Here is an 11286-nt window from a genome sequence, read left to right as displayed (position 1 = left end):
GTGGTCGGTGTCCGTCAGACGGTCACCGTCTTCACCGCGAACTGCGCGCCGACGGTGAAGTACGGGCGGACCTCCGTACGCGCCGGCTGGGGCTCGGGGCGCTTGCGCAGGGCACCGAGCAGGGGCCGCCGCTGGGGCTCGGCCGCCGCCCGGGCGCGCGGGTTCGCCCGCACCGGCCGCGGGTACTTGAACACCTGGTACGGCTCCAGGATGTCGGTGGCGAGCATCGCGAGGCGGGCAGTACCGCCGTCCCCGGTCCTGAGCTGGAAGTCCCAGATCTCCTCGTCGCCCTCGTGGGCGGCGACCAGGGTGTCCACCGGCAGCTCGAACCGGAAGCGGATGCCGTCCTCGTCCACCGTCAACGGCACCGTGAGGGTGCGCTCGGAGTCCGTGCGGTTCACGCCTTCGAGGAGCGCGGCGGCACCGAGGGTCCGCTCGCCCCAGAACTCGGCCTCCACGACGACGGCGTGCTCGTCCACGGTCACGCTGAGCACCTCGGCGTGCCGCTCGCGCACCCCGCTGCGCACCTTCAGTCGGCCCAGCTCGTCCTTGTGCGGCAGCAGGACGTCCAGCCCGCCGCCGGCCGGGGCCGCGCTGGTGTCGCGCCGGGAGACCAGCCGGGTGACGTCGACGTGCTCGACGGACAGCCGCTTCTCGGGGCCCTTGGCGCTGGCGACGCCCAGCTCCCAGCGGCCCTCGCCGAGGGTGCCCCGGCGCGGGATCAACGCGGCGCCGGCGACGACGGGCAGCCGGACGGGCTCCTGCCGGCCGCGCACGTCGCGGCAGACCAGCTCCAGACCTTCGGTGAGGACGTCCGCACCGGCGCCGGCGAGGGTGACGCGGACGTCGCCGCCGGACAGGACCTCGGCGTCGGCGGTGCCGGGCAGCCTGCGGCGCAGGGCCGCGTGCTCCAGGATCGCGCCGAACCGCTCGGCGCTGGCCTCCTCGGAGAACCGTTCGGCGCCGCGCACCGCGGCCTCGCCCATGGCCTTGCGGCGGTCGTCGTCCTCGATGAGCTCGATGATGGCTTCCGCCATCGCGGCGTTGTCGCCGTTGGGGACGAGGATGCCGTCCGTACCCGGCGTGAGGATGTTCCGCGGGCCGTGGTCGCAGTCCATGCTGACGACCGGCAGTCCCCGGGTCATCGCCTCGACGGTGACGAGGCCGAACGGCTCCCGCAACGAGGGCAGGACGAAGATCGCGCCCTTGCCGAACTCGGCGGTGACCGGGAACGCGGGTCCCATCAGCTGGACGTGGTTGTACAGGTTCTTGTCGTGGATGCGGCGCTGGAGGGCGCCCCGGTCGGAACCGTCGCCGTAGATCCGCAGCCGCCAGTCGGGGTGCCGCTCGACGACGGTCTCGAAGGCGTCGACCAGCCCGTGGAAGTTCTTGTGCTTCTTGAGGACGCCGGCCGTGACGACGACCTTGCTGGCACCGTCCGACAGCGGGCCGCCCGGGTCGGGCACGCAGTTCGGCAGCACGCTGATCCGGTCCCGGACGTAGGGCACGACCTTGCTGAGGCCCGCCTTCTCCTCCGGCGACAGCACGGTGATGGCGTCGAGCTTGCGGTACGCCTCGAAGAGCGGCTTGCGGACGTTCTCCGCGTAGATCCTCGGCATCGAGTGCTCCTGCGCGATCCGCAGGAAGGACCCGGGGGCCTCGGCGAGCATCGTGGTGATGCGCGGGTTGGAGCTGATGACGGCGTCCGCGTCGGTCTCGGCGAAGAAGTCGAGGAGCCGCTTCTCGGCGAGCCTGCTCACCACCGGCGTCTTCTCGTTGGCCGCGTACGGGTAGCGGATCGGGAACTCGTGCGCCAGCGGGTCGTCGCCGTCGTAGCGGTGCGAGTGCTCCCGAAGGTCGGTGAGCGCGCGCACCTTCACCCGCTCGTCCAGCGGGAAGTAGGACTCGTCGCGCACCTTGCGCAGGGCGACGATCTCCACCTCGTGGTGCCGGACGAGGGCGCTCGCCATGTTCTGGGTGGCGGTCACCACACCCCCCATGTGGCAGAGGTCGCGCACCAGAAAAACAATCTTCACTTCGTGGTCATCCCTTTCCCGTGCGGCACTACGGTGCTGCACCTCCCCCCGATGTGTACGGCGCCCCCGTACGCAACTCGTGTCGGTCATGTCACGAGTTGCGGTTTCCTGCCCACCGATCGGGTGACTGCCCCCCAAATGATGGCATGACATACGGGTTGCTCTCTGTTGGGTAGGACCGCCAGGCCGCGCCAATGGTTGTGCGGACACGCGGAAAAGACCGCCCGGTGGGGGTCAGCCACGATCGGTGACCCCCACGGAACGGCCTCTTCCGTCCGTGAACTTGAGGCGCCGTCAGCCCGAGCCGACGCGCGCGAGCCAGGCCCTAGAAGGGCTTGAACTCGTCGTAGGCCTGCTGCACGTCGTCGCGCTCCGCGTCCCGGTCCCGACGGCGCTGGGTGGCCGGCCGGGGGGCGTCGAAGCGGTGGTCCTCGCCACGGCGGCCCAGCATCTCGGCGCCGGTCATCATCGTCGGCTCCCAGTCAAAGACGACCGCGTTGTCCTCCGGACCGATCGCCACGCCGTCGCCGGTACGGGCGCCCGCCTTCATCAGGGCGTCCTCGACACCGAGCCGGTTCAGCCGGTCCGCGAGGTACCCCACGGCCTCGTCGTTGTTGAAGTCGGTCTGCCGCACCCAGCGCTCCGGCTTCTCGCCGCGCACCCGGTACAGGCCGTCCTCCTCCGCCGTGACGGTGAAGCCCGTGTCGTCGACCGCCTTGGGCCGGATGACGATCCGGGTGGCCTCCTCCTTGGGCTTCGCGGCCCGGGCCTTGGCCACCAGCTCGGCGAGCGCGAAGGACAGCTCCTTGAGGCCCTTGTGCGCCACCGCCGACACCTCGAAGACCCGGTAGCCCCGCGCTTCGAGGTCCGGGCGGACCAGGTCGGCGAGGTCGAGCCCGTCCGGCACGTCGATCTTGTTGAGCACGACCACCCGGGGACGGTCGCCGAGGCCGCCGTACTGCTTCAGCTCCTCCTCGATCACGTCGAGGTCGGAGACCGGGTCGCGGTCCGACTCCAGGGTCGCCGTGTCCAGCACGTGGACCAGGACGCTGCACCGCTCCACGTGCCGCAGGAACTCCAGGCCGAGGCCCTTGCCCTGGCTGGCACCCGGGATCAGGCCCGGCACGTCCGCGATGGTGTAGACGGTCGAGCCGGCGGTCACCACGCCCAGGTTGGGCACCAGGGTGGTGAACGGGTAGTCGGCGATCTTCGGCTTGGCGGCCGACAGCACGGAGATCAGCGAGGACTTGCCCGCGCTGGGGAAGCCGACGAGCGCCACGTCGGCGACCGTCTTCAGCTCCAGCACGATCTCCTGGGCGTAACCGGGCTCGCCCAGCAGCGCGAAGCCCGGCGCCTTGCGGCGGGCGGAGGACAGCGCGGCGTTCCCGAGCCCGCCCCGGCCGCCCTGCGCGGCCACGAACGTGGTGCCCTCGCCGACAAGGTCCGCCAGGACGTTGCCCGCGCGGTCGAGCACGACCGTGCCGTCCGGCACCGCGAGGACCAGGTCCTGGCCGTCCTTGCCGGAGCGGTTGCCGCCCTCGCCGGGCTTGCCGTTGGTGGCCTTGCGGTGCGGGCTGTGGTGGTAGTCGAGCAGGGTGGTGACGGACTGGTCGACGACCAGCGTCACGTCACCGCCCCGGCCGCCGTTGCCCCCGTCGGGGCCGCCCAGCGGCTTGAACTTCTCCCGGTGAACGGAGGCACAGCCGTGGCCTCCGTTACCCGCGGCGACGTGCAGTTCGACGCGGTCCACGAAGGTGGTCATGTCAGTGCCTCCAGTTACGTACGGGTGTCGTGTTTCGCGGCGCGATCAGCACCGCACGACAGGAACAACACGCGAAAGGCGGACCAGCTTCCCCCGTACTGATTCGTAGGGGGAAGGCGTGGCCCGCCTCCGCGATGAGAATCGCTCTACAGCAGTCCGGTCAGCCGACCGGAACGATGTTCACGACCTTGCGGCCGCGGAACGTGCCGAACTCCACGGCACCGGGCTGGAGCGCGAACAGCGTGTCGTCGCCGCCGCGGCCGACGCCGGAGCCGGGGTGGAAGTGGGTGCCGCGCTGGCGGACCAGGATCTCACCCGCGTTGACGACCTGACCGCCGAAGCGCTTCACGCCGAGCCGCTGGGCATTCGAGTCGCGACCGTTCCGGGTGGACGATGCGCCCTTCTTGTGTGCCATCTCTCCTCAGTCCCTTACTTCGCAGCCGTGGGGATCGCCGTGACCTTGATCGCCGTGTACTGCTGGCGGTGGCCCTGACGACGGCGGTAGCCGGTCTTGTTCTTGTAGCGAAGGATGTCGATCTTCGCGCCCTTGTGGTGGTCCACGACCTCGGCCGTGACCTTGATGCCGGCAAGCACCCACGGGTCGCTGGTGACGGCCTCGCCGTCAACGACGAGCAAGGTCGAGAGCTCGACCGTGTCGCCCACCTTGGCAGTGGAAATCTTGTCAACCTCTACGGTGTCGCCGACAGCAACCTTGTGCTGGCGACCACCGCTGCGCACGATGGCGTACACGCGGGTCTCACTCTCTGTAGCTCGCAACGGAACCTCTGAAGCCAGCCGCTCACACGGGCCCGAGGGCCGTGGATCCACGAGGGCGAGCGGCCTCTCCGGCCCGGCCCTGACGGCCCGAGGTGGAGGGAGGTGCTCAGAGGGATGGCGCAGGAACGCCGACGCTCTAGGTTACGGGGCCCTCCGCGGCCGGTCAAACCGGGCCCCGGCCCCCGTCCGGGACGCCCCGGGAACGGACGCGCCGGCGGCCCGGAACCGAAGTCCCGGGCCGCCGGCTACGTGCTCGACCGTGTGTCGACCGTGACCGTCAGTCCTCCGTGGAGGCGGTGACGGTCGGCGCCGTCTGCTGCTCCGCCGCGGCGGTCTTCTTGGTCGCCTTCTTGGCGACGGTCTTCTTCGCGGTCGTCTTCTTGGCCGTCGTCGTCTTCTTGGCGGCGGTCTTCTTGGCGGCCGTCTTCTTGGCCGGTGCCTTCTTCGCGGTGGCCTTCTTGGCGGCCGTCTTGCGGGTCGCCTTCTTCACGGGCGCCGCGGCCTCGTCGGCGGTCGCCTCCTCGGCCAGCGCCTCCTCGGCCCGACCGGCCGCCTCGTTGGCCTCCACGACCTCGACGGGCGCGGGAGCCTCCGCCGCGGGCACGACCACGACGGCCGCCTCCTCGGACGCGGTGGGCGCGGTGGCCTTGCGCACGGCCCGGCGCCGCGGACGGGCGGGAGCCGCGTCGGCGACCGGCTCCGGGGCCTCGACCGGCTCCGGGGCCACCGGCTCCGTCACCGGCTCGACCACCGGGACGGTGACCTCGGCGGCCTCGGCCGCCGAGCCGTCGCCCTGCGGGGAGCCCGCGGGGGCGCTGGCCTTACGGGTGGCCCGGCGCCGCGTACGGCCCTGCACAGCGGCCTCGGGGGCCTTCTCCTGAGCCACCTCGGCGACCGACTCGGTCACCGCGGCCGGCTCCGGGGCCTGCGCCACCGGAGCGGCCTCGGCGGGGACCGCCGGGCGCTCGGCGGGGGCCTCGTCGGCACCCCTGGGCGCACCGGCCGGAGCCGACGCGCGACGACCGCCCCGACGCCGGGAACGACCCCGGCCCGCCGCGGCCTCCGCCTCGGCGACACTGCTGTACAGCTCCTCGTCGGGCGCGAAGTCCGGTGCGCTCAGCGCGACGGGCTCGGCGACCTCCGCAGCGACCTCCGCCGCCGTCTCCTGCTCCGGCTCGGCGGCCGGGGCCTCGGCGAGCTCGTGCACGTGCTCGTCGTGACCGTCGGCGCCACCGCCGCGGCGCTTCTTGCGCTTGCCGCCACCGCCGAGGGACGTCGGCTGCTCCATGTGGACGATCACACCGCGCCCGTTGCAGTGGACGCAGGTCTCGGAGAAGGACTCCAGCAGGCCCTGGCCCACCCGCTTGCGGGTCATCTGCACCAGGCCCAGCGAGGTGACCTCGGCGACCTGGTGCTTGGTGCGGTCGCGCCCCAGGCATTCGAGCAGCCGTCGCAGCACCAGGTCCCGGTTGGACTCCAGGACCATGTCGATGAAGTCGATGACGACGATGCCGCCGAGGTCGCGCAGCCGGAGCTGACGCACGATCTCCTCGGCCGCTTCGAGGTTGTTCCTCGTCACGGTCTCTTCGAGGTTGCCGCCCTGACCGGTGAACTTCCCGGTGTTGACGTCGACCACGACCATGGCCTCGGTCTTGTCGATGACCAGGGAACCGCCCGACGGCAGGTAGACCTTGCGGTCCAGCGCCTTGATGAGCTGCTCGTCGATCCGGTACGTCGCGAAGACGTCCACCTCGGAGGTCCACCGCTGGAGCCGGTCGGCCAGGTCGGGCGCCACGTGCGACACGTAGCCGTGGATGGTCGACCAGGCGTCGTCACCGCTGACGATGACCTTGGAGAAGTCCTCGTTGAAGATGTCGCGGACGACCCGGACCGTCATGTCCGGCTCGCCGTAGAGCAGCGTCGGGGCGTTGCCCGTCTTCGCCTTCTTCTTGATCTCCTCCCACTGCGCCTGGAGGCGTTCCACGTCACGGCGCAGCTCGTCCTCGCTGGCGCCCTCGGCGGCGGTGCGCACGATGACGCCCGCGTCCTCGGGGACGATCTTCTTCAGGATCGTCTTCAGCCGGGCGCGCTCGGTGTCCGGGAGCTTGCGGCTGATCCCCGTCATCGAGCCCTCGGGCACGTAGACGAGGTAGCGGCCCGGGAGGGACACCTGGCTGGTGAGCCGGGCGCCCTTGTGGCCGATCGGGTCCTTGGTGACCTGGACGAGCACGGACTGTCCGGACTTGAGGGCGCTCTCGATCCGACGCGGACCGGACATGCCGAGGGCCTCGAAGTTGACCTCGCCCGCGTACAGCACGGCGTTGCGGCCCTTGCCGATGTCGATGAAGGCGGCCTCCATCGACGGCAGGACGTTCTGCACCTTGCCCAGGTAGACGTTGCCGACGTACGACGTCGACTGCTCCTTGTTCACGTAGTGCTCGACGAGGACGTTGTCCTCCAGCACGCCGATCTGGGTGCGCTCGCCGTACTGACGGACCACCATGACCCGCTCGACGGCTTCCCGGCGGGCCAGGAACTCGGCCTCCGTGATGATCGGAACGCGACGGCGTCCCTGCTCGCGCCCCTCGCGACGGCGCTGCTTCTTCGCCTCCAGGCGGGTGGAGCCCTTGATGGACTGCACCTCGTCGGACGCGGGCCGCTCCTCCTTCTTGCGGGGCTCGCGGACCTTGACGACCGTGCGCTCCGGGTCGTCGGACCCGGTGTCGGCGTTGTCCCCGGCACGGCGCCGGCGGCGACGGCGGCGACGGCTGCTGCTGGAACCGCCGCCGTCGGCGTCATCGTCGTCGTCGGCGTCGGACTCGTCGGCGTGCTGGCCGGCGTCGTCGGCCCGGTCGGCGCCGCGCTCGGCCCGGTCGGTCTCGTCGGCGTCGTCCTCGGACTCGTCGGAGCCGTTCTCGTCGCCCTCGGCGTGCTCGCCACGGCGACGACGGCGGCCACCGCGACGGCGACGACGGCGGGAGCCCGTCTCCTCGGTCTCCTCGACCTCCTCGGCCTCGACCTCCTCGGCGTCGACCTCGACCTCGACCTCGTCGAGGGATGCCTCGGCCGCGACGGTCTCGGACGGCGCCGGCACGGCGGCGGGCTCCTGGGACTGCGGGGCGGCGGCGGGTACGGCCACCCGGCGGCGACGGCGACGGCGGGACCCCGCGGTCTCGGCGGCGTCCGCCTCCGACCGCTCGGTGCGCTCCGACCGCTCGGCGCTCGGGGCGGTGGTCGTCTCCTCGGGCTCCTCGATCTCCTCGGGCTCCTCGACGACGTTGCGGGCCTGCGCGGCCTCGGCAGCGGCGCGCTCGGGCGTCTGGAACATCGGCTCGGCGAAGACCGGTGCCTGGAAGACGGCGACGGCCGGCCGCGCGGGCCGCTCGTCCCGGCCCCCGCGGGTGTTGTGCTGGGCGGGCTCGGAGAACCCGACGGCGGCCCGGGTGGCACGGCGACGGGAGCGCTTGGGCGCGGCCTCCTCCACCGGAGCCGCCTCGGCGGGCGCCGCTTCGGCGACCGGGGTCTCGACGGCCGGCGTCTCGGCGGCGGCCCGGGTGGCGCGGCGGCGCGCACGCTTGGGCGCGGCCTCCTCCGCGGGAGCTTCCTCGACGGGTGCCGCCTCGGCGGGCGCGTCCGCGGCGGTGGTCGGTGCCTCCGTGGAGGCGGTGGCCCGGGTGGCGCGGCGGCGCGCACGCTTGGGCGCGGCTTCCTCCACCGGAGCCTCCTCCACCGGAGCCGCCTCGGCCGGGGCCTCTTCGGCGACCGGTGCGGGCTGCTCCTGGGCGGCGGCCTCGGACGCCGTGGCGGAGGCCACGGCGCGGGTCGCCCGGCGGCGGGTGCGCGCGGGTGCGGCGGAGACGGCCGGGGTGGCGGCCTCGTCAGCGGAGTCGTCCGGCTCCGGGACCGCGGCGGTCACCGCGGTCCCGTCGGACGCCTGGGGGGTGCCGGCGGGCGCCGAAGCACGGCGCACGGCGCGGCGCCGCGCACGGGGCTCCGACACGGCCTCGACGGCGGCGGGCTCTTCGGCCGGCGCCGGTTCGGCCACGGGCTCCTCGGCGGGGGCGTCCTGCGCCGCGGGGGCGCCGACGGGCGCGGAGGCCCGACGAACGGCCCGACGGCGGGTACGGGGGGCGGGCGCCTCGGCGGCGTCCTCCGTGCCGTCCGCGGCGGCGGCCGCGGCGTCCGTGGTGTCCTCGGCGGCGACGGTCGCGCCCCCGGTCGATGCCTCGGCGGACGCGCCGGCCGGGGACCCGGCGGGACGCGAAGCCGCGCGGCGCCTGCGGCGCGGCGGCAGGGTGTCGCCGGGGCCCTCGCCACCGGCGGACGTGCGGGTGGTGGGTTCGGTGTGGGAACCCTCGGTGGATTCGATCGGTTCGAGCATGCGGGCGGTTCTCCCGTCGGCTCCCGGGCGCCGCGCCTGTTCCGGTGACGTCCGCGGCGCACGCACTGGTGTGCGGGGCCGCCGTCCGGGGCGTGGGCGCCGCACGGGAGCTTTCTGTGTCCTGTCTCGCCGGTTCCGTACGCCTTGTCGCGTACGGCCTGGCGAAAGTCTTGTGGTCGGTGCGCTGCCCGACCCAGGTGGCTCCCGGATACGAGGGCGACGCTACGACGTCCGTCCTTACGCGGGCCCTTCCGGCGCCGCTGCCGTCGCGGCGGCGGGCGTGGCGACCCCGGGAACAGAAGCCGGGGCGGCCTCGACCGCCTCGCGGTCGGGCGCGAGCGGGTCGGAAACCGTGCCGGTCTCCTCATCGAAAAGCCCCTGCGCCAGCCTGGTCACCGCTACGGGGACCGGCGGCGCCAGGTCGGCCACAGCTCGGAGACCGGACAGGACGTCGTCGGGTCGTACGGCAGGCGTCACGTGCCGAACAACCAGGCGCAGTATCGCACAGGGCCGGACGCCCGGCCCATCAGGCCGGGGCGCGTCCGTCCCGGGTGGGACCGCTGTGCCGTCCGTGTCCCCCGGTGCGGCCGGGTTCCCGGCGAGCTCCAGGTGGGCGACGGCGGCCCGGGCGTCGAAGGTGCGCATCCCGTTCTTCGTCCGGCGCTCGACCTCCACCACCTCGGCGGCAGTGAAGGCGTCGACGGCGCGCCGGGCGGCGTCGGGCGCCACTCCGTCGAGCCGCAACTCCCACACGGAACCGGTCAGCCGGTCCGCGAGGCCCGAGGTGCGGACCTCCACCGCGTCGACGATGTCGAGCCCGGTCGGGAGCGATGCGTCGAGCAGGGCCCGGAGGGCCCCGGGGTCACGCGCCTCGGTGAGGGCGATCTCCAGGTACTCCGCCTCACTGCCCGTGCCGGTGGGTGCGGCATTGGCGTACGACACCTTCGGGTGGGGGGTGAACCCCGCCGAGTACGCCATGGGCACCTCGGCGCGGCGCAACGCCCGCTCGAACGCGCGCTGGAAATCACGGTGGCTGGTGAACCGGAGGCGGCCGCGCTTGGTGTAACGCAGTCTGATGCGCTGCACCGCGGGCGCGGGCGGGGGGCCTTCGGGCTGTCGCTTGCCCAGTGTCGTCAGTCCTTCGTGAGTGCGGTCTTGCTCCTGACTAGGGTACGTCGCGGATCGTCTCCGGGTTCAGGTGACCCGGAAGCCCGGCGCCCGGCGGCCCGCGGAGCACCGGTGTGCGGGGGCCCGGCCGACGCGCGCGGCACGGCCGTCCGCTCGGGTCGTGCGCCGAAGAGCATCCGCCGGACGTCCGCCCGGGCCTGGCGGGCGCCCTCCCGCACGGAGGCGAGGGCCTGGCGCGCGCCGTGGCCGACCTCCCGGGCGACCCGCGCGGCCGGCCGCCACAGCGCGTCCCGGACCAGGTGTCCGACCGGGGTGCACACGGTGCGGTAGACCCACACCACGGGCGTCACGAACAGGAGTGCGAACGCCGCACCGAGGAACCGGCCCACCGCCCGGGAGATCCGGCCCGCGATCCGCCAGGCGTGCCCCAGGGCGTCCACCACTTCCCGCCCCGCCACGGCCAGGACCCGCCCGAGCGGCACCAACAGCCAGCGCCACACCCCCACGGCCGGGTAGTAGACCAGCAGGCGCAACGTCCAGTAGAGGGCGTACCCCAGTCCCCTGCCCACCGGAAGCAGGGCCTGCGTCCACAACCAGGACAGCGGGACGAGGACGCACACCCGCAGCAGCCACGCCAGGCCGGCGCCGACACCGCGCCCCAGCGGGGCCAGAGCGCGCGCCCAGAGCCACTGCACCCCGTGCCCCAGCGGGGTGAGCACCGCCCGGTACAGCCAGGCCAGGGGCGTCACGACCAGGGTGCGCAGCAGCCAGTCGGTCCCCCGCCACAGCGCCGACAGCAGCCACAGCACGGCGCGGCACAGCGGGACGAGGACCCACTCGGCCAGCCACTGCACCGGTACGACGACCAGGGTCCGGCCGAGCCAGCCCAGCGCACGGCCCAGGGGGTGCAGGGCGTACCGCCACAGGAACGCGCCGGCCAGGACCAGCGCGTCCCACAGCAGCCGTGCGGGCACCACCAGGGCGAGCACCACGAGGCGCACCGGCAGCCGGACCGCCACGGCGAGGTACCCCGGGTGCTCGCCGTGGCCGTCCGGTCGCCGTTCGGGCCCCGGCGTGCGCTCCTGCTTGATCAGGTCCATGTGTCCACAGACACGTGGCGCACCCGGACCGTTTCGCCGGCGCCCCACTCCGTGGCCAAGGTGTTACCCGGCCGCCGGGCGGGTCCGTCACCGGGCGGCCGT

The 11286-nt window shown here is 73.4% G+C and carries 7 protein-coding genes; all 7 read right to left on the bottom strand.

The window, feature by feature from the left end; genetic code table 11:
- Nucleotides 1-14: 14 nt before the first annotated feature.
- The 7 genes from ACFWIA_RS12310 to ACFWIA_RS12280 all read right to left on the bottom strand — a co-directional run bounded on the left by ACFWIA_RS12310 (nucleotide 15) and on the right by ACFWIA_RS12280 (nucleotide 11184).
- On the bottom strand, nucleotides 15-2036 hold the full coding sequence (locus tag ACFWIA_RS12310; protein ID WP_387003030.1) for a glycosyltransferase: 2022 nt from the start codon (nucleotides 2034-2036) through the stop codon (nucleotides 15-17).
- A gap of 325 nt (nucleotides 2037-2361) precedes the next feature.
- The gene (gene obgE, locus ACFWIA_RS12305) at nucleotides 2362-3798 is read right to left on the bottom strand and encodes a GTPase ObgE (protein WP_387003028.1); all 1437 of its coding nucleotides are present in this window, start codon (nucleotides 3796-3798) and stop codon (nucleotides 2362-2364) included.
- Nucleotides 3799-3958: 160 nt separating this feature from the next.
- On the bottom strand, nucleotides 3959-4213 hold the full coding sequence (gene rpmA, locus ACFWIA_RS12300) for a 50S ribosomal protein L27 (protein ID WP_010355336.1): 255 nt from the start codon (nucleotides 4211-4213) through the stop codon (nucleotides 3959-3961).
- A 14-nt stretch (nucleotides 4214-4227) separates the two neighbouring features.
- Complete coding sequence (rplU, locus tag ACFWIA_RS12295) at nucleotides 4228-4548, bottom strand: 50S ribosomal protein L21 (RefSeq protein ID WP_385487514.1); 321 nt, start codon at nucleotides 4546-4548, stop codon at nucleotides 4228-4230.
- Nucleotides 4549-4852: 304 nt separating this feature from the next.
- Nucleotides 4853-8956: an Rne/Rng family ribonuclease gene (locus ACFWIA_RS12290; protein WP_387003025.1), complete on the bottom strand. Its 4104-nt coding sequence runs from the start codon at nucleotides 8954-8956 to the stop codon at nucleotides 4853-4855.
- Nucleotides 8957-9193: 237 nt separating this feature from the next.
- Nucleotides 9194-10042 carry a TIGR03936 family radical SAM-associated protein gene (locus tag ACFWIA_RS12285; RefSeq protein ID WP_387003023.1) on the bottom strand — a complete coding sequence of 283 codons (849 nt, stop codon included), beginning with the start codon at nucleotides 10040-10042 and terminating at the stop codon, nucleotides 9194-9196.
- A gap of 47 nt (nucleotides 10043-10089) precedes the next feature.
- Complete coding sequence (locus ACFWIA_RS12280; RefSeq protein ID WP_387003022.1) at nucleotides 10090-11184, bottom strand: hypothetical protein; 1095 nt, start codon at nucleotides 11182-11184, stop codon at nucleotides 10090-10092.
- Nucleotides 11185-11286: the final 102 nt, after the last annotated feature.

This window comes from Streptomyces sp. NPDC127068, from assembly GCF_042724695.1.
In the GTDB taxonomy this organism is placed as follows: Bacteria; Actinomycetota; Actinomycetes; order Streptomycetales; family Streptomycetaceae; genus Streptomyces.
Note: the sequence above shows the minus strand (reverse complement) of the source record. Positions and strands in the feature narration are given on the sequence as shown.